Source organism: Sphingobacterium sp. MYb388, from assembly GCF_037479535.1.
GTDB classification, from domain to species: Bacteria; Bacteroidota; Bacteroidia; order Sphingobacteriales; family Sphingobacteriaceae; genus Sphingobacterium; species Sphingobacterium anhuiense.
The window spans coordinates 242,843-269,660 of record NZ_JBBGYV010000009.1; the positions used below are offsets into that span (position 1 = coordinate 242,843).

Genomic DNA, 26,818 nt, shown 5'->3' on the forward strand with positions numbered 1-26,818 from the left:
TATACACTAATTTATTTAATTACTATGAGTAATCACTCATTTGAAGAAGAAGAGTTAGACGGCTACGTGAAAATTGATCAATATAATCAAGAAAAAGTTGGTCGTATTGCCGCTCATTATACAGATATTTTAGAATCTCTAGGAGAAGATCCGAATCGTGAGGGATTATTGAAAACACCAGAACGTGTAGCAAAAGCTTTGCAGTTTTTAACTCATGGATATGATATTGATCCTGCTAAAGTATTACAAGGTGCTATGTTTGAGGAAGACTATAGCCAGATGGTTGTGGTGAAGGATATTGAAGTGTATTCGATGTGCGAACACCATATGTTGCCATTCTTTGGTAAAGCGCATATTGCTTATATTCCTAATGGTCATATCGTTGGATTGAGCAAAATTCCACGCGTTGTAGATATCTTTGCACGTCGACTACAAGTTCAAGAACGTCTTACCAATGAAATCCGTGACTGTATTCAAGAAACCTTAGGAGCAAAGGGTGTGGCTGTGGTGATCGAATGTAAGCATATGTGTATGGCTATGCGAGGCATTCAGAAGCAAAATTCTGTCACTACAACATCAGCATTTACAGGAGCTTTTCAAAACGATGTAACGCGTTCGGAATTCTTAAAACTAATTACTGCAAATTTGACGTAATTCAATAAAAAAATAACAAAATTTAAAGTCCAATCTTCCTATGATGATTGGACTTTTTTTTCTTTGAAAATTCAAAGAATTTAAAAAATCACGATTTTTTAAAAGTGTCATTATGCTTCATAAAGGCGGATGCGATTTTTTATGTAACATCTGACCAAATATTAATTACCTAATTATCAGCGGTTTGTATTTTATTTTTTCTGATTATAAATCATGTTCAGTAATTTTGTTGTTATGGACATTTGTAATGAGCATTTAGAATCTTACTTAGAGCGCACATGTGACGAAGAAAATCCGTTGCTAAAAAGCGTCAATAGGGAGACCTATTTGAAGGAAACAATGCCTCATATGTTATCCGGACATTACCAAGGAAGGGTGCTTGCTATGCTTAGTAAATTAGCTGCTCCAAATACTATTTTGGAAATCGGTACGTTTACTGGATATGCTACTTTATGCCTTGCAGAAGGCTTGTCTAAAAAGGGGATTTTACATACGGTAGATGTTAATGCAGAACAGGAGGAGCGTGTACAGGGATATTTTGACAGATCTGAATATGCGTCTCAAATTAAATACCATATTGGTGATGCTGCAGAAGTAATTCCGAAGATCGAAGGTAGTTTTGATCTGGTTTTTATAGATGCTGATAAAAAACGTAATCATTACTATTACGAATTAATTTTAGATAGAGTCCCGTCTGGAGGACTGATTTTAATCGATAATGTCTTGTGGAAAGGCAAAGTATTAGATGAAAATCCAGACAATCAAACAAAGCAAATCATAGATTTGAATGAACAATTAGCTCAGGACCAGCGCATCGAAAAGGTTTTATTGCCGATTCGAGATGGACTTTTTGTATTACGCAAAAAGTAATTAGTGGACTAAATGATTCTTTATGAATTTTAAAACATTAAAAAACTATGTTGCTGTATTAATTTTGATCGTCAGTAGTTATGCTACTGCATCCGCTCAAAGCAATCAATTTTATATTGATAAATACAGCCCCGTAGCACAAGAGATGATGCAAGAACATGGTGTTCCAGCATCAGTAATTTTAGCTATTGCAATGCATGAAAGTGCACATGGAAATAGTAAGATTGCAAAAAATTTAAATAATCACTTCGGTATTAAAGGAAAAAATAATAGCAAAGTGATTAATTCAGCATATAAAGGTTATAAATCAGTACTTGATTCTTATAATGACTTTATATCGTTGGTTAAAAGAAAGAAAACCACGACTCCCTTATTTGAGGAAAATCGAGGACAAAACTACAAAGCTTGGGTAGGTGCTTTAGCAAAAGCAGGATATTCAAGAACTAAAGATTGGTCTGCGAAGGTTATCAAAACAATTGAAATGTATGATTTAGATAGTTTTGATAAAAATCCGACCACAATATCTAGGAAACTCACCGCTTCTAAGTAATGCTACTCATCCAATGAAAAAAATTGCTTTTATCCTACTTGCCCTTACTGTTTTTTTTAGTTCATGCTCATCCAAAAAAAACACCGTCTATAAAAGCAAAAATCATCAAGGCTCTACCTCTTCCAATCGTCCTAGTAAGTTAAGACCAGCTGTTTCAGGAAATGCTTATGTTGAGAAATATAAAGATATTGCTATTTCAGAAATGAATAAGTACGGTATTCCTGCGAGTATCAAATTGGCACAAGCATTATTAGAATCTGGAAATGGCAATAGCTACCTCGCTACCGAAGCCAATAATCACTTTGGAATCAAATGTGGAGGTGTATGGAAGGGAAAATCCATTAATCGCCCAGATGATAATATCAATGACTGCTTTCGCGTTTATGAAAGTCCGGAACAGTCTTTTAGAGATCATTCTGAATTCTTGTTGCGTAAACGTTATTCCGATTTATTCTTGCTCAATAAGAACGATTATAAAGGCTGGGCCAAAGGTTTGAAAGCCGCAGGCTATGCCACCAACCCGCGATATCCAGATTTATTGATCGATATGATTGAACGGTATGAACTCTACCAATATGACCGCGTGGAAACTCGTGTTGAGAAGGAGAAAAGAGAAGTTGTTGTTGAGCGAGAGATTGTACACAATGCAGTCGAAGCTCCTGTGGTACAAACAGAGCAAATCAAGAGTCCTGTAGCAATGCGTATTCATGAAGTACAAGGGAAAGACACATTATACTCGTTGAGTAAACAATACGGTATCACTGTTGATCAAATAAAAGAGTTAAATGGCTTGACTGACACAAACTTAGCCATCGGGCAGCTATTGGTAATTTCAAAGTAAATCATCAAAAGATGTTAAATATTTCTATTTTGATAAGCTAAAACGTAGTTTTACGAGAGTGAAGACTCTGCAAAATATCGTAATACTCATTCTTTTGGTTGCACTAGCACCCGATGCTTTTGCACAAAAGCGTATAGAGGGTATTGTTTCTGATTTTAATACCAAACAACGTATATCAAAAGTAACAATCCGCAACACTAGGACCAACGAAGAAGTCTTTAACAATAGTAAGGGAGAATTTTCTATTATGGCCGACAAAGGAGATGCATTGATCGCGACTTCTCGGGAATACTATCCTGATACCGTCATTGTAAATACCTCTCCTGTTATACTGTTCCATTTGAAGCGTGAATCGATTTATATTGATGAAGTTTCTGTAGTTGCAAAGAAAGATCCAGATGAGATTTTAAAAAAGGCAAGAAATGATTATGAGAAAGCCTTTCGGCTTTCTGATCCAGGAGATCTGTTTTCAGTAGGGCATAATGGTGCAGGGCTCAGTATCAACTCCATCTATAGTCTGTTTAGCAGAGAAGCTAAAAATGCAAAAAGATTAAAGAAATTGATTGAGAGTGATTATAAAGATAATGTTATCGAGTATAAGTTTTCAGAACAACTGGTGAGTCGTACAACAGGTTTAGAAGGAGAAGAGCTTAATAAATTTAGACGGATCTTTAAACCAAGTTACTTTTTCATCATTAGCTGTACACAGTATGAACTGACAAATTATATCAAAGAATGTTATGAAAAGTATCAAAAAAATCCTTCTCGATATTTTATTGAGCCATTACCAACAATAAATCCTATTTTAGTACCTTAAATTAAGAAAAGAAAAAAAAGAGTTGCTTGATATGAAGTTACAATCCTTATTTGCCTTATTAATTATTGGCTTATCGTGTGGTACGGTTAGCGCTCAGGTTAATTTGAAAGACCTTAGAGTAAAGCCAGATTCAGTTATTTCGGAGAATAAACAAGAAAATATCTCCTTAAAAAATATTCGTCCAGTAGTACCAAAATTAGAATTACAAGTTGATTATTGGAAGCATTGGACCAGTTTTGGAGTAAATATTAATCAGGCAGCCTTTAATGGCGACTGGAAAGGTGGTGGAGTTGGATCAACAGCCGTCGGATTAATTGCAAATCATAAATCAGATTATACCAGAGACAATTTCAATTTTGTAACTGAGATCGATTTGCGATATGGTAAGATTAAAAATAATAAGCAAATCGCGAAGAAAAATAACGACCGTATTTTTTGGGATAATAAATTGTCTTATAAATTGTCTGCTAAATGGGCACTTTATACTTCATTAACCTTTGAATCTCAATTTGATGCAGGATATAAATATAAACAAGTTGACGGTAAAGATACCATTGATTATATCGAGAATGCATTTATGGCTCCTGCGTACATAACCGAATCGCTGGGTTTTGAATACAAGCCAAGCGCTTCTTATTCGATTCGTTTTGGTACAGGTACTGCACGCCAAACTCTGATTTTGGATAACCGTATTAAACCCCTAACGGTTGAGCAATATAGTCAGAAATATCCAGATCGTGCACCAATTGATAAAGATCAAGTAAGGTATGGTGTTGAAGGAGGTAAAACTGTTCAAAATGACCTCGCTTTTCAGATCACCGGAAATATGGATAAAAATTTTACAGATAAATTGAATGTGAAAGCACGTTATAATTTATTTGCGAATTATAAAAAAGTAACGGACCCTTCACATCGTTTGGATGTCACAGTGACAGCTAAAGTATCGCGAGCGATCAATGTAAACTTAAACGGAATTTTAGTTTATGATACGGATGTGATCTCAAAAGTTCAGTTAAGTGAATCATTGGCATTAGGATTGGTTTATAGGTTACCTCGATAATGTTTGAAAAAAAAAATCTTTGGATTCCGTTTATACTTTGTTTTGCTCTATCCATTATTGGATGTAAGAGTAAGTCAGGCATGGCTAAAAAGGGATCTATAGAGCAAATTGTACCTATAAAGATAGATACGATCATCCAAAAGGTGATCGTGCACGATACCGTTCCCAAATTAAGCTTGGGAGAGCACAAAGTATGGACATTGGGAAAGGCCGGCATACATGCTAATATACGTCAGGAAACGGCCATACACTATGATGTGCGCAAACCAAACTACGTTATTATCCATCATACAGCACAAAATAGTCTGGATCAAACCATCAGAACATTTCAGGTAGAGCACACAAAGGTAAGTTCACATTATGTGATTAGCCGTAATGGTGTAATCGTTCAGATGCTCAATGATTATGTAAGAGGTTGGCATGCGGGACTTTCCAAGTGGGGAACGATCACAGATATGAATTCGATCTCCATTGGAATAGAACTGGATAATAATGGAAAGGAAGCATTTCCAGATGCCCAGATTGAAGCGTTAATGGTTGTCTTGGATACATTAAAAGCTAATTACGGCATTCCCGCAGCAAATTTCATTGGTCATGCTGATATTGCTCCAGCTCGTAAAAATGATCCAAGTGTATTTTTTCCTTGGAAAAAATTGGCAGATCGCGGTTTTGGTATATGGTATAATCCTGCAGAATTGGTAACAGCCCCAGAAACCTTCAACCCAATTGATGCCTTGAGAATCATTGGTTACGATACACGCAATTTGAAAGCGGCAATTATTGCATTTAAAAGGAAGTTTGTTGTCAACGATGTGAGCCCAGAACTCACGATTTATGATAAAAGTATTCTTTATAATCTATATCAAAATTATTAAGCTATTCGATTGAATGGCTTTTTTTTGGTATCAAGTTTTCTAATAAGTAGGCGATGAACATGACCGAGATACAGCCAATGACATTGAGCCATAAAAAGGCTATGACATCTATTTTCCAGATCGTAAAAATAATCACTTCAGTTATTATTGCAGCATAAAACACGGCTTTCCCTCCTATACTCTTCATATAGAAGGCGACAATAAAAATGCCCAAAATAGTACCATAAAATAATGAACCTAGGATATTAACCGCCTCTAGGAGATTGCCCAGTCTACTCGCATATAAGGCAACAGCGATAGAAAATACACCCCAGAAAAGCGTGAATATACGTGACCAGAATAGATCCTGTTTATCGCTAGAATTTTGGTTTATAAATCGCTTGTAAATATCAACGGTGCTTGTAGAAGCCAAAGAATTGATCGCACTTGCTGTAGATCCCATAGATGCAAGAAAGATAACAGCGATAAGCAGACCTATTAAGCCCTTAGGGAAAGTATTATTTACAAAAGATAGAAAGATGTAGTTATTGTCATTTGTTTCGGCAGCGGGATTATTCTTCTTTATTAATGCGACAACTTCTGTACGGATATCGTTTAGTTTTTCATTTGAATTCTTGAGTGTAAGCCTTGCTTCGTCTATTGTAGATTGATCCTCATCATCAATGGCTTTAGTTAAACGATTGATTGTTTCCTTCTTTTTATTACTAATAAAAGCCTGTTGCTTTTCCAGAACCGTATAAGTGCTGTTATATTCACTTTGTTTTAACTTATCTACTTCAACCTGGTTGAAAAAGATTGGCGGTGTGTGATATTGATAATAAACAAAAACAAGAACGCCTATGAGCAGAATACAAAATTGCATAGGTATTTTGAGTAAGCCATTCATTAGTAGACCAAGTCTACTTTCTTTTATAGATGAACCCGTTAGATAACGGCCTACCTGACTTTGATCCGTACCAAAATAGGATAGCTGTAGGAAGAAACCACCAATAATACCTGTCCAAACAGTATACTGGTTATTCAGGTCAAATGTAAAGTCGATCGCATTTGTTTTTCCAGATTTACCAGCAATATGAAGCGCTTTATATAAACCAATGTCTGTAGGTAAGAGTTTGACAACAAGTATTCCGGCGACAAGCAACACTCCAAATATGATGCTCATCTGGAGCATTTGCGTGTGTGAAACTGCTTTAGTACCACCATATGTCGTATAGATTACCACGATACTGCCGATTAAAAGCGTGGTGAGAGGAAGGTTAATATGTAAAATGCTGGCTATAATAAGTGCCGGAGCAAAAATACTGATGCCTGTTGATATACCGCGCTGGATCAAAAACAAGAAAGCCGTTAATCCACGGGTCCGAATATCAAACCGTTTCTCTAGAAATTCGTAAGCTGTAAAAACGCGAAGTTTATGAAAGATTGGTACAAAGGTGATACAGAGTACAATCATGGCCAAAGGAAGACCGAAATAGAACTGGACGAAGCTCATTCCTGAACTGTAAGCCAGGCCTGGCGCAGAAAGAAAGGTGATGGCACTCGCCTGAGTGGCCATCACCGAAAGTCCGACATGGTACCAAGGTAAGGATTGATTACCAAGTAAATACCCATCAATATTTTTGATTCCTCTACTTTTGTACATGCCATACAGCACAATAATCAAAAGAGTCAGAATAAGAACTATCCAATCAATCGTACTCATGAAAAATAGCTCGTGAATAGATAAAGGAATAGTATGACCACAAGCAGGCTACACGCTACTAAAATATAAAAGCGCTTCCATTTTTGTGTTAAGGGGTTATTTCCCCTATCTGTCATGCGGTGTTTGAGCGTAAAGGAAGCTATTGAAGAAAGCTGCGATAATTAAACCAACAACAGCTCCACCTATGATACTTAAAAAAGTCTCGTTTGCAGTGAATGAAATTAAAGCTCCAAATATCACACCGATTAATACGATTAATCCTTTTGGATTAGGTGCGCATGCGTTGTTTTCAACTTGATTTTCCATTGAATTGTATGTTTTATTTTGATTTTGATAACAAATTTACAAATAATCTGTAAGCTCCAGGAACTCCTGCAGGCAATTGTCTGAAAAATGACAATGATGTATAGACAAATCTACCACTTCCATAGTTAGTAATCAATAGCGATCCATTGTGAAGCGGTTCATTTTTATCCTGCATCTGTATAGGTGTTTGATAACGACTGTCGATATCTTCCGCAAAATACAGACCCCGTTCTTGTACCCAGTTGTCGAAATCAGATTTGATGATTTTATTTGGATAGTTAAAAATTTGATTTTGTTCATCAAATTTTACTACAGCAAGTTCTTCCGTCACCCTGCTGTTGCCTAAACGGAATGGATATGGACCAAATTGATTAGAGAGCAACTTGTTGTTTACATTATACTGTTCCAAAACTGTACCGCCATTTTTAACATATTCATTTAGTTTAGCACTAATCTGATTCATCGATTTTAAGACGTTAAAAGCCCTTATTCCTACTATGACGGCATCATATTGTGCGAGATTTTGATGCAGAGCCTGTGTTTCATTTAGAAGATCTACAGAAATACCAATTGCTCTTAAAGACTCAGGAATTAAATCTCCCGCTCCAACCAGATATCCAACTTTTTTGATAGGAACTTGAAGTTGCAGATTGCTGACTTTTACTGTAAGATCAGGAAACCACGTGATGGCTGGTATATGGTCATAATGTATATCGCGGTTTATTTTGACTTTTTCATTTGAGCCATAACGGAAGGAAAGTGTATCTAGGCGTGTATCTTTGGTCTGTGCCTGAACGGTAAATTCCTGACTTATTTGTTGCTGGTTTTCTGAATATTCGAGCTTAACCAGATTTGGAGTTACGATCCAATTTTTGTTGACAACAGGAGAAACATTTTCTGTTCTATTTTTTGTACTGCCTTCATTTACAAATGTTACCCTTACCTTTTGTGGAGTGTTATTTTGACTTAGTACGATCGTCTGGTCCGTAGATGCGGTTATGGCTGGTGAAATCACGATAGGATTGTAGATTTCTCCCCTAACAGGATCTGTAAATTTATATTGGATGGGTTTTTTATAGTTAAGCGCCTTTCCATTGATGACCAGTTCATAGTCAACAGCTGGATAGTCTGGATTTTCAGGGGCTCCAGTTTTATTAAAGTCTGCGAATTGGAATCGACCTATAAGATTTGGAGCATCCAACCAGTATGGTTGTGTACTAAACCGCGCAGGGTAAGAACTAGTAAAACTTGTTAGGGTATTATTTTCGAGATTTTGATTGATATTTTTTCCATTGATCTTAGCAACCTGTATCGCAGGAACATCAGCTCTTACAATCAGTTGATTTGTAACCTTTATCGTGTCTTCAATAGCATAATGCGGCTTTGCTGCGATGCTTTCTATTCTTACTCCAGCACAGGCAAGGATTAAATCATTGATTTCATTTGTTTTTATTTCTTTCCAGTAGTTATCCGCTATCGCCTTGACCAGTGTCAGAGCTTCGAATAGGTCAGGAATTGATTTTTCCGGGTGGTCGAGCTGAAAGGAAGCATTAATCTGTTTTATTTTCGTACTGATAGCAGCGGTATGAGGGATTCTTGACCAGGTATCGTCAATATTTTCGAAAAGATCTTTATTCGTTGCTTCTCCTGCTATGTATTCAAAATATTCTGTAGACTTTCCAACCTGAGCAGCACTTCCAAATCCCTGACTTTTATGCGATGACCTACTTTCGGCAGCAACTTCTCCATAGGATTTGCCTATCAAGGGATTGTATTGGCCTATTTCAATCTGTATTTGATCATCACTAATTGTATTTTGATTGCCAAAATTGTACGTATTCCATAGCAAACGAGTTGCTTTCCATGGCTTGACCTGTTTCAACTGTTCTGGAAACCGTGTTGGGTCTGCAGCGGCAACAAATGCTTCTTTTGCTAATATTGCAGAAGCTTGATGATGACCATGTCCCCCTCTCGCATCAGGTGGAAATCGGGTTATAATGACATCAGGTCGGAATTTTCGAATGATCCACACCGCTTCTCGAAGTACTTGTTCTTTATCCCAAAAATTAAAGGTCTCTTCCGAAGTTTTTGAAAATCCAAAATCAAAAGCAGAAGTAAAGAACTGCTCTCCTTGATCGATTCTTCTTGCTGCTAAAAGTTCCTGTGTCCTAATCAGACCAAGTTCTATTCCCTGTTCCGTACCGATTAAGTTTTGTCCCCCGTCTCCCCTTGTTAGGGACAGATATCCCGTTTTATAATGTTTTTCCTGAGCTAACCATGCTATTAATTTAGTGTTCTCGTCATCCGGATGGGCTGCAAAATATAGAACAGACCCTAGAACATTTAATTTTTCTAATTTTGATTTTATGTCAGCACTGTTCCAGCTATTTGTTGCCTTTTGAGCTTGAGCCTGTGGCAGAAAGGTTAAACAAATGAATATGTTGGTAAATAGGATTGATTTTAACATAGATTAAAGGTAATTAATATTGTGGTTAAATAAAAAACGGAAATTCTGTAGGGAGAATTTCCGTTTCTAACAATTAAAATATTATCTTAAAATCTACCCTTTTATAGTTTGTTCATCAGGATAGCAAATTCTTTAAGTGGTAACCTTTATTACCGCTAAAGATAGTACAATCTTTATTGGACTTTAGCATTAAATGAGAACAAGTTTTCCACAAAAAGCGGATTATACACATTCATATTAAAAATGAAGTTCTTGTTGCAGTAATTGCTATTGCTAAAGGCTAAAAGATTTATTTATCAATTGAACCTAAAACACGTTTCATAAACATGTTCATAGCGTCCTTTTTACTATTTCCTTCTTTAATTAGTTTATCAACCTCAACAGCACCATAAAGATTTGAAATCAATTCACCGATTACATCAAGCTCTTCATCTTTTAAAGGAGCTTCTACCAAGGATTCTAATGTCTCGATGGTCTCTAATACATAGTCAACATCGTTCTGTTCGATAAACTCGGTGATATGTTTAATTACTGGAAGCTTCATTGAATAAGTCGATTAAGGCGTCAAATTTATTTGTTTGTACTTGATTTACCAATTTTCCATTCTTGAAAGCCGCAAAAGTAGGCAAGTTATTGACATTTGCTAGTTTTCTAGATTCCGGAAATTTTTCTGCATCAGCGATTACGAAAGTTACATTTTCATTTTCAGTCGCCAATTTTTTGAATTTCGGTTTCATAATTTTGCAGTTACCACACCAAGTAGCTGCGTATTGAACCATTACAATATCATTACTGTTTACAATTTCTTGTAAATTATCGTTTTCTAATTCCTGTACCATGATTTTTTTGTTTATTTATTGAGAAAGATGAATAAACAAAGGGGGCAAGGGATTACCCCCTTTGTAAAAAGACCAATGTAGTCTTTTCAGTATTGTTTTTAGTTACCAGCTAAATAGCTAGCTACACCGTCACGAGTTGCGTGCATTGCTTCTTTTCCTTCTTCCCAGTTAGCAGGACATACTTCACCAAAATTCTGAACGTGAGCATAAGCATCGATTAAACGTAAATATTCTTTTACGTTACGACCTAATGGCATATCGTTTACAGATTCGTGGAATACGCGACCTGTTTCATCGATCAAATAAGTAGCTCTGTAAGAAACTGCAGAACCTTCAACTAAAGTACCGTACTCAGGGTGCTCTACTTCTTTAATGTCTAAAATACCTAATACAGAAGATAGGTTACGTGTAGTATCTGCTAAAATTGGGTAAGTTACGCCTTCGATACCACCGTTATCTTTTGCTGTATTTAACCAAGCGAAGTGAACTTCGTTTGTATCACAAGATGCACCGATAACGATTGTATTACGTTTTTCAAATTCTGGTAAAGCTTCTTGGAAAGCATGTAATTCTGTTGGGCAAACAAAAGTGAAATCTTTTGGGTACCAAAACAATACTACTTTTTTACCTTCTTGAACTGCTTTTTCGAAAACGTTAATTTGTAAATTATCGCCTAAATAATCGATTGCATCTACTGTGATGCTTGGAAAACTTTTACCTGTGAAACTCATAATAATATCTTTCTTTTTTTGTTGATACAAAGATACCTCAAATAAGGTTAAAAAAGTATTGATTTTTTCAATGAGCTATCGTTAAAATCTATTTTTACATTAAGGGTACAATAAGTTTTCTCGATAGGTTTATTTTAAATAAATTTTGCATTTATCAGACAAAATTCTACCTTTGTAGCGTTCCACAAGGAAATTGAGATACAATAAATCTTAATTCTTTAGAAGTCAACAAATTATACTGGGGGGGTTCCAGAGCGGTCAAATGGGACGGACTGTAAATCCGTTACTTCGGTTTCGAAGGTTCGAATCCTTCTCCCCCCACAGTATTTTTTCTCTCCTCTTTTTTCAGTAACATTTTAATAAATAAGTTTGGGATTAAGCAATATATTTGAAATATTTGCATACGCTTTGTCGGCCCTGTAGTTCAACGGATAGAATAGATGTTTCCTAAACATTAGATAGCAGTTCGATTCTGCTTGGGGCTACAACAAAAAATGCGAGACTGTTAAATAGTCTCGCATTTTCTTTTTTTATCACATCTGCCATATGGTTAATGAATAATCTTTCTTTTACCTGTTATCCCTCCTTGAAAACTTTCAGTTTACTTACCATAATAAACATGAGGACACCGAAGAAAGCAAATACACCGTAAGAATATCGTAAACTTGTCAGCTCTGCAATATAGCCGATTAAAGGAGGTCCCATTAAGAAGCCCAGAAAGCTAATGCTAGATACCATCGCCAAGGCTACCCCTGGAGTAACCTTTTTGTTCTGGCCAGCAACACTATATACCGTCGGGACATTGCACGCAACACCGATACCCACCATCATAAAAGCCAATGTGCTAATGTAAAAAAGAGGGAATATAACAGAGGTCATCATGCCGACAAACATCAATATACCGCTAATTTGTAAGGTTCTTTTTCTACCGAGCCTACTGATGACCGCATCCCCAATAAATCTTCCCAGCGCCATCATGACCATGAAAGACGCATAACCAACAATAATAAATTGTTCTGGAGCGTGAACTATTTCCTTAAAATAAACGCCGCTCCAGTCAAACATAGCACCCTCGGTGGCCATGCTGAAAAAGCCGATGATACCCAATTGTACTAAACTGCTTTCCGGTTTGGAAAAAAATGATGTTTTTTTAGCCTCTGTAGCGACACCAGGAATCAAGTAACGGTAGTTGATGGTCGTATTAATCACAATGAGAACAAAAATAATGATAAAATGAGGAATGGTGTCTACAGCTATATTCATAGTGAGTAACCCGATGAGGGCACCAGTAAATCCGGCGATGCTCCAGGCTCCATGAAAAGATGACATGATTGATTTTTTGAAAATCTTTTCTGCAGCAACCCCCTGTGTATTGACAGCTATGTTGCACATGTTTCCAATTACCCCAAAGAAAAATAAGATTGCTCCTAATTCCCATGCGTTTTGTGCAAAACCTATTAAACATAAAATAAGGGCATAAATAATCGCGACTATTCGTAGTACTCTAGCACTGCCGTAAGTGGTAACCAGTTTCCCGGATAACGCCATGGTGACCAGTTGACCGACAGGAAGCATCAATAAAATTGTGCCTAATTGACCTTCTGTAAGATTCAGACGTTCTTTGATAATTGGAATACGGCTTGCCCAAGAAGCAAATGCCAGGCCCTGGCAAAAATAAAATAAGGATACAGCAATCCGAATGCGATTACGGTTTTGGTAAAGCTCTTCTTCAGAGTAGGTTAAGGATGCGTTCATTGTTGTAATGATGTGTCAGCAAAGGTACATGTAAGAAATTAATAATGACAGTGATGATGTTTCATCTTTTGGTATTTATGCAAAAAATATTAAAATTAATGGGTGCACATTGATAAAGAACACGTGATATTGAAAACTGTTTTTAATGCTGGGGTAGGTTTTTTTAATAACGATTGATTATTTCATTGTTTTCTAACGAGTAGCTGATTAACTTTGGCATACAGGTATTTAATCGATTAGCCTCCTTGAAAAGTATGATTAGAAAATTGTTATTGGGCACTTGTCTTGCCTTAGGTGGAACCATGCATGCTTTTGCGCAGCAACAACCCACATTTTTATCCCATCCGACTTTAAGTCCTGATGGAAAAGTCCTTGTTTTTAGTTTTGAAGGTGATCTGTGGAAAGTTGAAAGTGAAGGTGGGGTTGCAGTGAGATTAACAGGTATGGAGGGCAATGAAATCAATCCACGGATATCGCCTGACGGCAAACAGCTTGCATTCTCAGCAAATCAGAATGGAAATATGGATGTATATATCATGCCTTTAGCTGGTGGTGATATCCGTCAAATTACACATCACGATGGTGCTGATGAAGTGGACAGTTGGAGCTGGGACAGTAAAACGTTATATTTTACATCAACCCGCTACAATCGGATGAGTAGTTATCAAGTTGATGCTACAGGGGGGACTGCAAAGCGACTATTTCCACATTATTTCAATTATATAAGTCAAGTTGTAACCACACCATCTGGAGAACTATTGTTCAATGATAGTTGGGAAGGATATAGTTCAACTAACCGTAAGCGATATAAAGGAGCATTCAATCCGGATATAAAATCTTATAATCCTAAAACAAAAACATTTAAGCAATATACCGATTACAATGGTAAAGATTTCTGGCCTACTGTTGATCAAAATGGTGTGATCTATTTCGTATCTGATCAAGGAAATGCCGAATATAACCTGTATCAGATGAGCGGTGATAAACCCGTGGCTTTGACTTCATTTAAGGAATCTATCAAGAGACCTGCTGTAGCTGCCAACGGGAAAAAGATTGTTTTTGAAAAAGGATATCAATTGTTTTTATATGACGTTGCATCAAAGAAGGTTACACAGCCAACTATCGCATTGAGCAGAAATCAGGTATTAGGCAAGAGCAAGGAATTTAATGTAAATGGTAACATCAGCTATTTTGATGTAGCACTTGACGGTAAAAAGATGGCATTTGTATCGAGAGGCGAGCTCTTCGTTTCCGATAGCGAAGGTAAATTTATCCGTCAGATGCCTAGTCAGGGACAGCGCGTTATGGAGGTGAAATGGTTAAAGGATAACAAAACATTACTTTACAGTCAGACCCATCAAGGTTACCTGAACTGGTACACCCGTAGCGCAGACGGATTGGGCGAACCAAAGCAGTTGACACAAGATCTTCGCAATAATAGAGAGTTAACTTTCAACGCTGATAAATCACATGCTGTTTATTTAAGTGGGCGAGATGAAGTACGTCTTTTAGATTTGACAACTTTAAATAGTAAAACTGTTGTTAAGGATGAACTGTGGGCATTTCAAAATTCTTCTCCCTCTTTTTCTCCAGACGGGAAATATATTCTTTTTACTGCTATTCGAAATTTTGAGCAAGATATTTTTGTTCATCATATCGGTTCAGGTCAAACAACAAATCTGACCAATACTGGTGTCACTGAAGCCTCCCCATCGTGGTCACCAGATGGAAAATATATTTATTTTGCCAGTAACCGCACAAAGCCGTCCTTTCCTACCGGCATGCAGAACTCCAGTATTTTTAGAATGGCATTGGAGAATTTTGACGAACCTTATCGCATTAGCAAATTCAATGAGCTCTTTAGTCAGCCTGTAAAGAAAGATACCATTACGGACAATAAGAATGACAATAAAACAAAGGCGAAGGATAAGAAAGAAGAAAAAGCAACAAGTTCTTCTACCGACAAAAAAGTGCTGGTTACAATAGATGTTAAAGGGTTACGTGACCGTATTGAACAAGTAAGCCCTGCTTTTGGAACGCAATCAGATCCCATTGCTATCCAAAAAGGAGAAAAAAACTATGTTTTCTTTTCATCCAATCACGAAGGAAAGTACGGATTATACAGAACGATCTATGAACCTTTTGAAGTTATTAAAACCGAAAAAGTTGTTGACAACGGAATTAACCAGTTTATCGAATCTGGAGGTAAGTATTTTATCCTTAATAGAGGAGTAATTCAAAAATATAACCTTGACCAAAATAAAATTGATGCAGTAACAATCAATTTTAGATTTAACCGTGATCTGGAAAATGAGTTCAAGCAGATGTTCTATGAGACTTGGGCTGGGCTAGAAGAAAACTATTACGATAGTACTTTCCACGGTATCGATTGGACGGCAATGAAGAAGAAGTATGAACTGTATCTTTCTGGTATTAATGACCGTAGTGATTTACGGATATTATTAAATGATATGTTAGGAGAGCTAAACTCTTCACATTTGGGCTTTAGTTCGATGGGAGCAGAAGAGCGCAAACCATTTGGGGACGTAACTAATGAAATTGGTGTTTTATTCAATCAGGATAATCCTTATCAAATAGCACAGATTATAGACAACAGTCCAGCTTCCCGTAAAGGAGTAGATCTGAAAGAAGGCGATGAGATCATGGCTGTTAATGGAAATAAAGTAAATCCTAAAGAAGATCGGGATCAGTATTTTACATGGCCGTCCCTTGCAGAGGAAATACAGTTGACTATACTACGTGGCGGTAAAGAAATTTCAGTTTTTATTCGGCCCTTAACCAGTACCGCTTTTAAGGACCTGATTTATGACGAATGGATGAAAGGCAATCGAGGGAAAGTTGATCAATGGAGTAATGGCAAAATTGCATATTCACATATGAAAAATATGGGAGGGCCGGAGTTGCAACGCTTTTTGATCGATATGGCCGAGCAAGAGAATAATAAAGATGGTATTATTTTGGACCTGCGATACAATACAGGAGGTAATGTGCACGATGAGGTGTTACGTTTTCTGTCACAAAGACCTTATTTGAAGTGGCAGTATCGTGGCGGTCAGCGGGCTCCGCAAAGTAATTTTGCACCAGCATCGAAACCTATTGTACTTTTGATAAATGAACAATCTCTGAGCGATGCAGAAATGACCGCAGCAGGGTTTAAGGAATTGAAATTAGGTAAGATTATTGGAAATGAAACCTATCGTTGGATTATCTTTACATCAGCAAAAGGTTTAGTAGACGGATCTAGTTATCGCGTGCCAGCCTGGGGATGTTATACTTTAGCTGGTCAAGATTTAGAGTTATCAGGTGTAGCACCGGATATTGTGGTTAAAAACACAATCGCAGATCGTACGAATGATAAAGACCCGCAACTGGAACGCGCAGTGCAAGAAATATTGAAAGACTTGAAATAAGAAATTTTTAATAATAAACCAGATTCAGAGATGAATCTGGTTTATTATTTTTGAACAGTACCTTGATTTTTATTCAATTATTCTTTAATGATAAACATTAGAAATCAAGATTAGAGTAGGATAAAATAATGACTATTTCGTTTCTTTTATAAAGAAAACAGTCAAACTTCGTGCTCCCTGTGCGCCGCGTACCAAGTAAGCTCCAATATCTGCGGTAGCTGAAGGGCCCATAACAAAACAACCATAAGTAGAGGCTTGAAAATCAATATCGCTGTATGCTGTATGCATATTTTCTGTAATCGCATCTGGATCAAGTAATATAGCAAGATGCTGTGATAGAAATCCCAGAGAGTTTACCTTCAATGAATTTTCAGTAAGCCATATCATCCCCATTTCTGCCACTCCAAATTCTGCTCTTATAATTCCTAAATCTACGTCGTCTAGATCTCGAGGATGTGCAATAGCATTAAGCGATTTGGTACCCTCCCATTCTGGGGCTGCAGAACAACTAACCCGTGTATCAGGAAGGTTTTTGAGCATGATTTCTTGCGCTTCTGCAATACTTTCTACGTCATAGCTTTCTCCTCCGGCAAGCCCAAGGTTTACTTTAAATTGATCTTTCAGATTAGTTCCCTGTTTCTCAAAAGATGGCAACTCAGGATAAGCAACCTTTTGAGCAGGAAGATTTTGACGGATAGCCGCTAATATTTCGTCTAGTGAACTCATTTTTTCAATCTATTTTTAATATACCAATCGCGGAAAGTCTCTTTTTTAATTTCCGGCAATTCGCGGTGTTTACCCCAAGCATTTAATTTGGTGTTATATAATAACCAATTTGGTGTAAGTTTCATACCATAGTATGCCGCCTTCTCTGCCAATCGGAATAATTTGGGATTAGCAAATACTTTTTCTACCGCTCCAAACGCATAGTGAAGTGCTTTGGAAGATTCATTGATATTGACCATGCGCTGTCTCCATAGCCCAATTTGCTCAGCAATATTAATCCGAACTGGACAAACCTCAGAGCAAGAACCGCAAAGTGATGAGTGGAAAGGAAGCTCACTGAATTTTGATTCATCAAAAGTCGGATCGATAATGATACCGATCGGCCCCGAATAAGTGGCTCCATATGCTAATCCCCCACTTCTACGGTATACCGGACAGGTATTCATACATGCTCCACAACGAATACATTTCAAGGATCTCCAGAAATCCTCCATTCCTAAACGACGGCTTCTTCCATTGTCCGTTAGTACAATATGCATTTCGGTTCCTGTTTCTCTAGGTCCCATAAAATGAGAAGTGTATCGAGTGGCTGGAGTGCCTAGAGCACTGCGTGACAGTAAACGGATAAATAGGGCAAGATCTCTCGTTTTGGGAAGAATTTTTTCAATTCCAATACTGGCAATGTGTAACGGTGGTATACTTGCTGTAAGGTCGGCATTACCTTCGTTTGTACAGACTACAAAAGCACCTGTTTCTGCGATAGCAAAATTTGCTCCCGTTAAACCTGCATGCGCTTCCAAAAATTTAGGACGAGCATTGTTTCGCATAGCTTCTGTTAATTGTGTAGGATCATCCTCATCTGGATTCGTACCGATTGTTCTTGCAAAAAGTTCAGCCACATCTGCCGTCGTTTTATGAATAGCGGGCATGACAATATGGCTTGGCATTTCCCCAGAAAGTTGTTGTATCCTTTCGCCAAGATCAGTTTCGATCATTTCGATACCTCTAGCCTCAAGAAAAGCGCCCATTTCACATTCCTCCTGGAGCATCGATTTACTTTTGACTACTTTGGTGGCATTGTGACTTTTTAATATGTCGTATACGGTTTGATTATGTTCTATATCGTCTTTCGCAAAATGTACAATTACACCACGTTTGGTCGCTTCGGCCACAAACTGTTCTACATATTGGTCCAGATGGGTTAGTGTATGCTCTTTTATTTGTGAGGCAAGATCACGCATCTGCTCCCATTCAGGAATTCCAGATGCGGCAAGATCCCGTTTCATGCGGGCATTCCATAAGTTTTTATCGTGTGTAGGCTGGTGGATGTCATCCATATAGATGAAATCTGCCGCATTTTGGTCAACTCTAACTTTACTCATTTTGATTTTCTTTTAAAAAGGACCATTATTTAAAACTTGAGCGATGTGTACAAATTTTAAAGGTGCTTTTCCGCGTTTAGCAATCCCTTCCTGATGCATCAAGCAAGACATATCAGGTGAGACGATACAATCTACTTCGTGATTCAGGTAATCAGCAACTTTATCCTGCCCCATTTTGACACTGACAGCTTCATCAGTAACACAAAATGTGCCCCCAAATCCACAGCACTCATCCGGGCGGGTAATCTGTTTAATGGTCACCCCCTCTACCATCGTTAATAGCTGCTCCGTTTTATTAAAGTAGGGTTCTTGCCACTCAGAGCGAGATTGTATATGTAAACCCCGTATAGCGCTGCAACTATTATGAATGGCCACTTTATGTTTGTAAGAAGCCCAAGGGAACTCTTTAACCTTTAATATATCTGTTAGAAACTCAACAAGCTCGTAAGTTGTTTTGCGTACATGCTTTACTTTTTCGGTTTGTGGAATAGCATCGAAGTGCATGCGTACGTGTTTTACACAGCTTCCTGCCGGACCAACGATGTAATCAAAACCTTCAAAATTATCGCAGAAAAGCTGCTCTGATGAAGCCGCATTTTTTTGATCACCTTCATTGCCCATCGGCTGGCCGCAACAGGTTTGATTTAATGGCACTACTACTTCCACTCCGAGGCGCTCCAACAGTTCTAGTGTTGCAATTCCTACTTCGGGATAGATCGCATCGATATAACAAGGAATAAATAATCCTACACGCATATTGTTGATTTAAATTGATGGACTAAGTTTACAAATAAAATTCGAATTTACTGTTCTTAACTATCATGAAGTAGCAATAAAATTACTTAATTGCTTGAATTTTTATAAAACACTATTGGCAACAATTGAAAAAGGTATCTGTATTTTTTGCCAATGCACAAATATTTTTAAGAAACGATGAAAAACTTAAAAGAGCTTTTTTCCAAAATAAAAAAGCTCTTATCTTTTTTACTTGTTTGCTAAAAAAAATAGGAATCTATTTTTTCTGTGCGAGCAATGCTTTAAGAACCGCGATCGTTTCATTTTTTGCTTCGATCGTTTCTTTGAGCGCTAGAATAGTTTCTTGCTGTCCAGAGTTGTCAGGAATTGTCGCTGAGGTTAATTGCGAGGTTTCGTTAGCCGATAAATATAGCTGATTACTTGCTCCGATCAGGTAGTCTGTATTGATATAATTGTATGATATTTTCATATCATGAATATGCTGAATACTCACTTTTTTTCGTTCGGTTTTTAAATCATTGATTCCAACTTTCGATTCATTGATTAATTTACCAAGTTCTACGTATGTTTTTAATTCACCTTTTTTCTTTAGATCCTCAAACAAGAGAAAGAAACGTTCGTTGTATGTAATGGACATGCTGTTTGGGTTGTTTATGCTTTTGTTAGGGGATAGATGATATACTCATACTATCGCCTTTTTTTATGCGTGCAAACATACAATTTTAAGTTTATAATAGTATGAAATATTATAACTTATTTTTTGAAAATTAGACCTCATCAATGAATTAGCTGACAAAAGCATCGGTTATTCATACCATAGTTAGCAGTGCATCGCATGGAATTATTTCTTGTGCAGACTAAGAATGAATTGATACGATCTGTGTATTATCGGTATATGATCAGAGCGAATAGAGCTATTAGAAGGGCCTTATATGCCATATTCGTAAGATTTACTTGACGATACTATTCCAATATTAATTGGCTTTTACTGGAGACAGAAGGACAAATTGGGGTTATATTTGTATAAGAAGGTGAAAATTTTCACCTTCTTATTTATCAAAATTTGGACATATTGGGAAATAAGTGACTCAAAAGTAAAAAGATTGCAATTCGTTCTTTTCGCTTTTAATATCTGATTTATAAAGATAAAGCATCGGTAATGACTTCATAAATATAATCAAGATCCGCGTCGCTAATGCAGTAAGGAGGAACAAGGTAAATAATATTGCCTAATGGTCTTATTAATATACCTCGCTGTAAGAAATAGGGATATACAATTTCATTTATATTACTAAAATAAGATGTTTCTTCACGCTGTTGTAATTCGATCGCCATTATTGTTCCCGTTTGTCTGACATGCTTGATCTTAGGCTCATTTTTGATCTTAGAAAGAAAGATGCTGTGTTTCCTTGTGATGTTTGCAATACGGGCTAAAGTTTCTTTATTTAATAATAACTCCATGCTTGCCAGTGCCGCTGTACAAGCTAAAGGGCTGGCGGTAAAAGAATGGCCGTGAAATAAGGCCCGTTGTTTTTCATCCGAATAGAAAGCTTCATAGATCGTATTGGAGCAAGTTGTCATGCCCAATGGCATAGTTCCACCTGTTAAACCTTTGGAAAAACACATGATATCTGGTGATTCAGACAGATAATCTGCCGCAAACAGTTTTCCTGTGCGGCCAAAACCGACAAAAATTTCATCTTGAATCATTAAGATTCCCTTAGAACGGCAATAGTTCATTAATGTACTCAAGTCTTCTGGTTCATGCATCAACATTCCTGCTGCCCCCTGTACCAGCGGTTCGTAGATGAAGCAAGCGACCTCTGTCGCGTGTTTATCAATTTCCTGACGTAGGAATTCAATATTTTTATTTGTGGGAATGTCTATAAAAATAACATCAAAAAGCAGATGTCCGAATGGCTCTGTCCATACCCCTCTGGCACTCACTGACATCGCTCCAAAAGTATCACCATGGTAAGCATTGCGGAAGGCTAGAATTTTTGATTTCTTTTGACCTTTGTTTGCATGGTACTGTATGCACATCTTTAAGGCAACCTCGACAGCAGTAGATCCATTATCGGTATAGAATACTTTTTGTTGATTATTAGGAAGTAGTTTTAGTAAGTTTTCAGCTAATTGAATAGCTGGTTCATGTGTAAATCCTGCAAATATAACCTGCTCCAGCGTATTTAACTGTTTAGAAACACGGGCTGCAATATAGGGGTGGGCATGCCCATGTAAAGTTACCCACCAGGACGATACAGCATCGATATATCGGTTACCTAGATCATCATATAGATATGTCCCTTCGCCCCGAATGATAGGGATGATGTCCGATGCACCCTTCATTTGCGTGTAAGGATGCCAGTTAACGTTCTTGTCCCGTTCTTTTAATGTGCTGTGCATGCTTCGTCCTTCATGTGTTTGACCATCGGTTTTAATCCCAGTGTCTGGAACATTTTCATGTCCTCAGATACTCCTGGATTTGGAGTCACCAGTAATGTCTCTCGCTCACCTGTAAAAATGGAATTGGCACCCGCCATAAAACACCAGGCTTGTTCTGTTTCATTCATCTCTATACGGCCGGCACTTAACCTAACCATTGATTTTGGCATCACTATACGGGCTGTAGCGATCATTCTGACCATATCCCAGATATAAACTTTGGCATTGTTTTCCAATGGGGTTCCCTTAACACGTGCGAGTGCATTGACCGGTACAGATTCAGGATGCTTGGGCATAGTCGCCAATGTTAAAAGCATCGCTATCCGGTCTATGTGTGACTCACCTAGACCTATGATACCCCCTGAACAAACGGTTATTCCAGCCTTACGCACATGGTTGATGGTATTGATGCGGTTATCAAACGTGCGGGTAGAGATGATCTCATCATAATACTGTTCAGAGGTATCTAGGTTATGATTATAGGCATGTAGACCTGCCTCCTGAAGCCGAATAGCCTGCTGTTCCGTTAGCATTCCCAATGTACAGCAGACCTCAAGACCTAGATCATTTACGCCTTTTACCATGTCTATAATACGGTCAAAATCACGATTGTCACGAACTTCTCTCCAAGCGGCCGCCATACAAAATCGGGTAGAACCATTATTTTTTGCCTTTTGAGCATGCTCGATCACGGTTTGTGTGGGTAAGAGGGCCTGTACTTTTATATCGGTGTGATAGCGTGCGGCCTGGCCACAGTATGAACAATCTTCTGGACATCCGCCTGTCTTTACAGATAGTAAGGTGCACACCTGTACTTCAGCGGCATTATGATATTCGCGGTGAACCGAAGCGGCGTGATAAATGAGCTCCATAAGAGGTTGGTCATAGATCTGTTGAATTTCTTCCTTGGTCCAGTTATTTCGGATTGTAGTTTTCATCTGTTATTAAATTGCTTTAAGAGTTAAATGGATCGGTTATTTTTCGTACAGCTTCTGCCGTTACAGTTTCTAGCTGCGGGATATGAATAATTTGTGTATGTTCAGGTATTTGGAGGGAGATCACCCTTTCGGTATCGGTATCGATACCACCATTAAATATCAAGTATTTTAAATCTATATTTCTTTGCTTTATGGCATTTATTGATAGTAAACTATGATTAATGCACCCTAAATAATCTTTGATAACCAGCGCGACTGGAATTGTTAAGGCTTGTATTAAATCAATGATATAACAGGTGTCACTGAGTGGGACAAATAAGCCACCAGCACCTTCTATAACAAGATTATTTGTCGTCTCAGGAATTTTAAAATCTTCGAGCGATATCGATGTGTTTTCTAATAAAGCGGACTTATGTGGAGATGCAGCAAGTTGTAACTTATATCGTTCGGGATGGATACGGACATCACCTTGAAGGAGATCATATATGCGCATGCTGTCTGTGGCATGTAAATCTCCAGATTGGACAGGTTTCCAATAATCCGCTTTTAGATATTGAGTTAATATAGCGGAACAGACGGTTTTGCCAATTTCTGTTCCAATTCCCGTTACAAAAATCTGTTCTTTCATATTGTTTTTTATTTTAATTCTATCTGGTTTGGGACTCAAAACGAGTATTTTGATATGTTTCTTTCTCTATAAGTCAAGACTCGATTTTATGCTTTGTGTTAGCAAGAGAATATCGTTTTTCTGATTAAATGTGTGTAGGCAAATACGTAAACGTTCTGTTCCTAATTTTACTGTTGGTGAAAAAACAGCATAGGTTTGTAATCCCTTTTCAGATAGGGAGTTCTTTAAGTTCAACAACTGTTTGTTGTCAGGAACTATAAGCGATTGTATCGGACTATCTGTGCCTGATATTGTGGGTACCTGCTGTGTTCGGAATAGGCGAATGTTGTGCCTTAAATTTGAAGCTAAGGCAGGGTGATTGTCAAGAAATTCATATCCTATACGAATCTGTCTCCAGATAAGATCTGGAAGGGCTGTACTGTATATAAAGGGAGAGCCAAAATTGATGAGGTAAGTTTTGATAGGTTTACTGCAGAGTAGTGCTGCCCCATGTAATCCCATAGCCTTACCATAAGTGATCAAAGTTGCAAATACGCTGTTTTGTAAACCCAATTGATGGACAAGGCCATAGCCAAATACACCAAATGCATGTGCTTCATCGACGATGAGAGATGCTCCATATTTATCGGTCAATTTGGCGATTTCTGTTAAAGGGGCAAAATCTCCTTCCATAGAATATAGGCTTTCAACGGCCACAAAGCACAGTCCCCTGGCTCTTTTTAACTTGGCTTCTAGATCTTCAAGATTATTATGTCTAAATTTCCATTTTATAGCTTTAGACATAACACAGCCGTCGTGTACAGAACGGTGTATATACTCATCTACAATAATGGTGTCTTGCCGCTGCGGTAGACAAGAGAATAAAGTGAGGTTGGCCGCATATCCCGATGCGAATAGTAAAGCTGATTCGGTACGATGCTTTTGTGCAAGAATGAATTCTGTTTCATGCACCTCTGCCGAGTGACCGCTAATGAGTCTTGAACCAGTGCTACCCGCAAGTATTTTGGGGTCTGACTGTATGGTTTCTAGCATCATCTTATGAAAAACTTTATTCCTGGCCATGCCCAAATAGTCATTGCTCAGGAAATCGGTCTCACTGGCATTTATGCTGAGCTTTCGAAGTGATGCGGACTCTTTTCTTTGCAATAGCAGTTTATCCCATGTACTGTACATCGCCGGACATTAGTTTAATTGACTTTCTATTGCGCTGATCCATTCCGTATGTAAGGCCCGCTCTATAGTCTGTACATTGTTGGCATACTGCTCCCATTGAGGAGAAAACTGCGCCAGTTGATCAATCATTTCCTCCAGATGCCCTTCCTCTTCAAGAATTATAGATTTGACCATAACCTTGCTTTTCATTGTATCAAGCGTATGCTGGTATATGGGATATAGCTCGTCGGCACGGACCTCAATGGCGTAAGTAACAAATAGGTAAGCGGCATGCTTAAGAGCTGCGCCGCTTAGATTAAAAGTTTCTTTGAGGTAGCGACAAGATTTAATATCCAATTGATGCAGGTATTGTTTTGTGTATACTGGAGCGATTAAATATTTATCCTCATAGGTCGAGCAGATGGCTGTTCCAAGTTTACCGATCTGTTTTTTCAGGTAATAAGCATGCCTATGCTCCTCTGCCGCATGTTTTAGCTGTATGATACTAACTTCTGTAGGATGTTCACATTGCGATATTTTCCTAGCGCCAGCGTTTTCCATAAAAGAAAGTGTATTCAACCATCTGGCATGCAGTTCATCTTGCTGCACTATACAACGAAGCACATTTTGAATATCCATAGCTTTAAATTTTGAAACAAAGGTATTGTCCCGCATGAAGCTCATCGTGTACCAGTTTTCATATTTTGCCTAGTCCGGTAGCGTTTTCACAGTAAGTTTTTACATTTCTAGATTGTATTTTTCTTTCTTTTTTAATGTACTGTAGGCTGTAAACTATTCTATAATAACATTAATACCGGCCATTTTAGCTTTATATTTGATCTTTTCAATAAGGCCGTAATAGCTCCAGTTGCGGAGTAAGAATTCATCCTCCTTGGCGATCTCCTCTTTGTTGGATTGATTGACTAGAAGAAGTGTTCCTGCCTGAGATTTGATACAGATATCAATGAGTCTTCTGCTATAGAGATGTAGTCTACTATCAACATAATTCTTTTCTTTCTGATTATAATGATCTAGACTTTTGAGTTTTCTTTTACGGCCATTGCCACCTCTATTATAAGTTATGGCTCTTTGTAGTCTATGTCTTGCCGCTTGAATAGCAATACGACGGTATAAAAACTCTTCTTTTGTCCCGATTTGGTAGTAATCATTATCTATACTCACTGAAATAGGATGTTCAATAGATAGCGATGCTTCTGCAATAAGATGCTCCTGCAGAACATGGTCTTTTTGGGGCATTTCTAATGATAATAGAAGAAATATTTTACCTTTTATAACCTTTATAGCGCTAGAACAAGCCTTAATCTGCCCGACCAGTACCCTTTGTAACAGTATGCGTTTATCAGACCTATCTTTACCAAGATAAGTTCGAAAAGGAAGTTTAAATAAAGAAATTTTAAAATCTCGCCCTTGTTCATCATTACTTAATTTCATAGATTTTGAAGAAAAAGGAATAGGAATATCTTTTTTGTAAGTTCTTAACGAGCGCTCTCCCTTCCAGTAAGCTTTACGATCCGATTGAAAATTTTTGTATAATGTTGTATTGAGCGTAGATAAGATATCGGTCGGTATTTCGCCTTTAAAATAAGCTGAAAGAAGCCGATAGGTAGTATTCATTCTTGATGTATTCAATATTCCTTCTTCATCGGTATTACGGTCTGCTAATTTTACTTTCACTTCAGTAGTTAGATAAATGAGATCTTTTAAGCTATCCTGCAGAAATTGATGGGAGAGTACAATATTGGATGCTCTAAATATTATATTTTGCCAATCGAATAGCCTATCGTAATATGTGGCTCTTTTCTTTTTATCATCACAATCGATATAAATCTGTATTTTCCGGGTTAAAATAGTTGTGTTGTTTTCCATAACAAA

At 37.6% G+C, this 26,818-nt stretch carries 25 protein-coding genes and 2 tRNA genes; 10 read left to right on the forward strand and 17 right to left on the reverse strand.

The genetic code is table 11. The features are described 5' to 3' along the window. Positions 1-24: 24 nt before the first annotated feature. From folE to WH188_RS22800, 7 genes are all read left to right on the forward strand, one after another. Positions 25-654 (forward strand): GTP cyclohydrolase I FolE, encoded by a 630-nt coding sequence (gene folE / locus WH188_RS22770; RefSeq protein WP_132771763.1) that lies wholly within the window; start codon positions 25-27, stop codon positions 652-654. Positions 655-888: 234 nt separating this feature from the next. Then, positions 889-1,524, forward strand: coding sequence for an O-methyltransferase (locus WH188_RS22775; RefSeq protein ID WP_132771812.1), 636 nt, complete (start codon positions 889-891; stop codon positions 1,522-1,524). Positions 1,525-1,546: 22 nt separating this feature from the next. Beyond that, positions 1,547-2,074 (forward strand): glucosaminidase domain-containing protein, encoded by a 528-nt coding sequence (locus tag WH188_RS22780; RefSeq protein WP_021189273.1) that lies wholly within the window; start codon positions 1,547-1,549, stop codon positions 2,072-2,074. Positions 2,075-2,087: 13 nt separating this feature from the next. Continuing rightward, a complete protein-coding gene (locus tag WH188_RS22785; protein WP_132844985.1) occupies positions 2,088-2,915 on the forward strand; it encodes a glucosaminidase domain-containing protein in 828 nt (275 codons plus the stop codon). 58 nt (positions 2,916-2,973) lie between these two features. Next, positions 2,974-3,732: a hypothetical protein gene (locus WH188_RS22790; protein WP_168127997.1), complete on the forward strand. Its 759-nt coding sequence runs from the start codon at positions 2,974-2,976 to the stop codon at positions 3,730-3,732. A 31-nt stretch (positions 3,733-3,763) separates the two neighbouring features. Further along, a complete protein-coding gene (locus WH188_RS22795; protein WP_021189270.1) occupies positions 3,764-4,792 on the forward strand; it encodes a DUF3078 domain-containing protein in 1,029 nt (342 codons plus the stop codon). Between the two features lie 80 nt (positions 4,793-4,872). Further along, complete coding sequence (locus tag WH188_RS22800; RefSeq protein ID WP_206368617.1) at positions 4,873-5,667, forward strand: N-acetylmuramoyl-L-alanine amidase; 795 nt, start codon at positions 4,873-4,875, stop codon at positions 5,665-5,667. A gap of 1 nt (position 5,668) precedes the next feature. Here WH188_RS22800 and WH188_RS22805 read toward each other — a convergent pair whose 3' ends face one another. The 6 genes from WH188_RS22805 to WH188_RS22830 form a co-directional block, all read right to left on the reverse strand. Further along, positions 5,669-7,369 carry a sodium:solute symporter gene (locus tag WH188_RS22805; RefSeq protein WP_339424685.1) on the reverse strand — a complete coding sequence of 567 codons (1,701 nt, stop codon included), beginning with the start codon at positions 7,367-7,369 and terminating at the stop codon, positions 5,669-5,671. A gap of 105 nt (positions 7,370-7,474) precedes the next feature. Further along, a complete protein-coding gene (locus WH188_RS22810) occupies positions 7,475-7,675 on the reverse strand; it encodes a hypothetical protein (protein WP_021189267.1) in 201 nt (66 codons plus the stop codon). A 13-nt stretch (positions 7,676-7,688) separates the two neighbouring features. Further along, entirely contained in the window at positions 7,689-10,142 is a 2,454-nt protein-coding gene (locus WH188_RS22815) for a PIG-L family deacetylase (protein ID WP_168127999.1), read from the reverse strand. Between the two features lie 289 nt (positions 10,143-10,431). Then, positions 10,432-10,686 (reverse strand): DUF6952 family protein, encoded by a 255-nt coding sequence (locus tag WH188_RS22820; RefSeq protein WP_021189266.1) that lies wholly within the window; start codon positions 10,684-10,686, stop codon positions 10,432-10,434. Next, positions 10,667-10,981 carry a thioredoxin family protein gene (locus tag WH188_RS22825; protein ID WP_021189265.1) on the reverse strand — a complete coding sequence of 105 codons (315 nt, stop codon included), beginning with the start codon at positions 10,979-10,981 and terminating at the stop codon, positions 10,667-10,669. The genes WH188_RS22820 and WH188_RS22825 overlap by 20 nt, the downstream gene beginning before the upstream one ends. 98 nt (positions 10,982-11,079) lie before the next feature. Further along, a complete protein-coding gene (locus WH188_RS22830; protein WP_021189264.1) occupies positions 11,080-11,712 on the reverse strand; it encodes a peroxiredoxin in 633 nt (210 codons plus the stop codon). A gap of 240 nt (positions 11,713-11,952) precedes the next feature. On the opposite strand from WH188_RS22830, the gene WH188_RS22835 reads away from it, so the two are divergent. Continuing rightward, a tRNA-Tyr gene (locus tag WH188_RS22835) sits at positions 11,953-12,033 on the forward strand. 92 nt (positions 12,034-12,125) lie between these two features. Next, a tRNA-Arg gene (locus WH188_RS22840) sits at positions 12,126-12,197 on the forward strand. A gap of 91 nt (positions 12,198-12,288) precedes the next feature. On the opposite strand, the gene WH188_RS22845 is transcribed toward WH188_RS22840, so the two are convergent. Then, the gene (locus WH188_RS22845; protein WP_132771769.1) at positions 12,289-13,467 is read right to left on the reverse strand and encodes an MFS transporter; all 1,179 of its coding nucleotides are present in this window, start codon (positions 13,465-13,467) and stop codon (positions 12,289-12,291) included. A 254-nt stretch (positions 13,468-13,721) separates the two neighbouring features. Here WH188_RS22845 and WH188_RS22850 point away from each other — a divergent pair, with 254 nt between their 5' ends. Then, the gene (locus tag WH188_RS22850; RefSeq protein ID WP_168128000.1) at positions 13,722-16,898 is read left to right on the forward strand and encodes a S41 family peptidase; all 3,177 of its coding nucleotides are present in this window, start codon (positions 13,722-13,724) and stop codon (positions 16,896-16,898) included. A 132-nt stretch (positions 16,899-17,030) separates the two neighbouring features. Here WH188_RS22850 and WH188_RS22855 read toward each other — a convergent pair whose 3' ends face one another. From WH188_RS22855 to WH188_RS22900, 10 genes are all read right to left on the reverse strand, one after another. After that, positions 17,031-17,624, reverse strand: coding sequence for a LutC/YkgG family protein (locus tag WH188_RS22855; protein WP_132771771.1), 594 nt, complete (start codon positions 17,622-17,624; stop codon positions 17,031-17,033). Continuing rightward, positions 17,621-19,006: a lactate utilization protein B gene (locus tag WH188_RS22860; protein WP_168128001.1), complete on the reverse strand. Its 1,386-nt coding sequence runs from the start codon at positions 19,004-19,006 to the stop codon at positions 17,621-17,623. The genes WH188_RS22855 and WH188_RS22860 overlap by 4 nt, the downstream gene beginning before the upstream one ends. Positions 19,007-19,018: 12 nt before the next feature. Further along, positions 19,019-19,762 (reverse strand): (Fe-S)-binding protein, encoded by a 744-nt coding sequence (locus tag WH188_RS22865; protein WP_132771773.1) that lies wholly within the window; start codon positions 19,760-19,762, stop codon positions 19,019-19,021. Between the two features lie 256 nt (positions 19,763-20,018). Then, positions 20,019-20,399 (reverse strand): hypothetical protein, encoded by a 381-nt coding sequence (locus tag WH188_RS22870; protein WP_156169509.1) that lies wholly within the window; start codon positions 20,397-20,399, stop codon positions 20,019-20,021. A gap of 500 nt (positions 20,400-20,899) precedes the next feature. After that, the gene (gene bioA, locus WH188_RS22875) at positions 20,900-22,168 is read right to left on the reverse strand and encodes an adenosylmethionine--8-amino-7-oxononanoate transaminase (protein ID WP_168128002.1); all 1,269 of its coding nucleotides are present in this window, start codon (positions 22,166-22,168) and stop codon (positions 20,900-20,902) included. Beyond that, positions 22,153-23,145: a biotin synthase BioB gene (gene bioB, locus WH188_RS22880; RefSeq protein WP_132771776.1), complete on the reverse strand. Its 993-nt coding sequence runs from the start codon at positions 23,143-23,145 to the stop codon at positions 22,153-22,155. Before bioB ends, bioA begins: the two co-directional genes overlap by 16 nt. 16 nt (positions 23,146-23,161) lie before the next feature. Further along, the gene (gene bioD / locus WH188_RS22885; RefSeq protein WP_021189254.1) at positions 23,162-23,773 is read right to left on the reverse strand and encodes a dethiobiotin synthase; all 612 of its coding nucleotides are present in this window, start codon (positions 23,771-23,773) and stop codon (positions 23,162-23,164) included. A 66-nt stretch (positions 23,774-23,839) separates the two neighbouring features. Continuing rightward, entirely contained in the window at positions 23,840-24,946 is a 1,107-nt protein-coding gene (locus WH188_RS22890) for an aminotransferase class I/II-fold pyridoxal phosphate-dependent enzyme (protein WP_339424686.1), read from the reverse strand. A 9-nt stretch (positions 24,947-24,955) separates the two neighbouring features. Then, positions 24,956-25,564 carry a hypothetical protein gene (locus tag WH188_RS22895; protein WP_206368619.1) on the reverse strand — a complete coding sequence of 203 codons (609 nt, stop codon included), beginning with the start codon at positions 25,562-25,564 and terminating at the stop codon, positions 24,956-24,958. Between the two features lie 153 nt (positions 25,565-25,717). After that, a complete protein-coding gene (locus WH188_RS22900) occupies positions 25,718-26,812 on the reverse strand; it encodes a hypothetical protein (protein WP_339424687.1) in 1,095 nt (364 codons plus the stop codon). Positions 26,813-26,818 lie beyond the last annotated feature (6 nt).

Excerpts from the sequence above, each read along its gene's own strand:
- WH188_RS22820 (WP_021189266.1), bottom strand. The coding sequence starts at position 10,686 with ATGAAGCTTCCAGTAATTAAACATATCACCGAGTTTATCGAACAGAAC.
- WH188_RS22805 (WP_339424685.1), bottom strand. The coding sequence starts at position 7,369 with ATGAGTACGATTGATTGGATAGTTCTTATTCTGACTCTTTTGATTATT.
- WH188_RS22795 (WP_021189270.1), top strand. The coding sequence starts at position 3,764 with ATGAAGTTACAATCCTTATTTGCCTTATTAATTATTGGCTTATCGTGT.
- bioA (WP_168128002.1), bottom strand. The coding sequence starts at position 22,168 with ATGCACAGCACATTAAAAGAACGGGACAAGAACGTTAACTGGCATCCT.
- WH188_RS22850 (WP_168128000.1), top strand. The coding sequence starts at position 13,722 with ATGATTAGAAAATTGTTATTGGGCACTTGTCTTGCCTTAGGTGGAACC.
- WH188_RS22890 (WP_339424686.1), bottom strand. The coding sequence starts at position 24,946 with ATGTACAGTACATGGGATAAACTGCTATTGCAAAGAAAAGAGTCCGCA.
- WH188_RS22800 (WP_206368617.1), top strand. The coding sequence starts at position 4,873 with ATGGCTAAAAAGGGATCTATAGAGCAAATTGTACCTATAAAGATAGAT.
- WH188_RS22900 (WP_339424687.1), bottom strand. The coding sequence starts at position 26,812 with ATGGAAAACAACACAACTATTTTAACCCGGAAAATACAGATTTATATC.
- WH188_RS22785 (WP_132844985.1), top strand. The coding sequence starts at position 2,088 with ATGAAAAAAATTGCTTTTATCCTACTTGCCCTTACTGTTTTTTTTAGT.
- bioB (WP_132771776.1), bottom strand. The coding sequence starts at position 23,145 with ATGAAAACTACAATCCGAAATAACTGGACCAAGGAAGAAATTCAACAG.
- WH188_RS22865 (WP_132771773.1), bottom strand. The coding sequence starts at position 19,762 with ATGCGTGTAGGATTATTTATTCCTTGTTATATCGATGCGATCTATCCC.
- WH188_RS22860 (WP_168128001.1), bottom strand. The coding sequence starts at position 19,006 with ATGAGTAAAGTTAGAGTTGACCAAAATGCGGCAGATTTCATCTATATG.
- WH188_RS22895 (WP_206368619.1), bottom strand. The coding sequence starts at position 25,564 with ATGGATATTCAAAATGTGCTTCGTTGTATAGTGCAGCAAGATGAACTG.
- WH188_RS22815 (WP_168127999.1), bottom strand. The coding sequence starts at position 10,142 with ATGTTAAAATCAATCCTATTTACCAACATATTCATTTGTTTAACCTTT.
- WH188_RS22870 (WP_156169509.1), bottom strand. The coding sequence starts at position 20,399 with ATGTCCATTACATACAACGAACGTTTCTTTCTCTTGTTTGAGGATCTA.
- WH188_RS22780 (WP_021189273.1), top strand. The coding sequence starts at position 1,547 with ATGAATTTTAAAACATTAAAAAACTATGTTGCTGTATTAATTTTGATC.
- folE (WP_132771763.1), top strand. The coding sequence starts at position 25 with ATGAGTAATCACTCATTTGAAGAAGAAGAGTTAGACGGCTACGTGAAA.
- WH188_RS22825 (WP_021189265.1), bottom strand. The coding sequence starts at position 10,981 with ATGGTACAGGAATTAGAAAACGATAATTTACAAGAAATTGTAAACAGT.
- WH188_RS22855 (WP_132771771.1), bottom strand. The coding sequence starts at position 17,624 with ATGAGTTCACTAGACGAAATATTAGCGGCTATCCGTCAAAATCTTCCT.
- WH188_RS22775 (WP_132771812.1), top strand. The coding sequence starts at position 889 with ATGGACATTTGTAATGAGCATTTAGAATCTTACTTAGAGCGCACATGT.
- WH188_RS22810 (WP_021189267.1), bottom strand. The coding sequence starts at position 7,675 with ATGGAAAATCAAGTTGAAAACAACGCATGCGCACCTAATCCAAAAGGA.
- WH188_RS22830 (WP_021189264.1), bottom strand. The coding sequence starts at position 11,712 with ATGAGTTTCACAGGTAAAAGTTTTCCAAGCATCACAGTAGATGCAATC.
- WH188_RS22845 (WP_132771769.1), bottom strand. The coding sequence starts at position 13,467 with ATGAACGCATCCTTAACCTACTCTGAAGAAGAGCTTTACCAAAACCGT.
- bioD (WP_021189254.1), bottom strand. The coding sequence starts at position 23,773 with ATGAAAGAACAGATTTTTGTAACGGGAATTGGAACAGAAATTGGCAAA.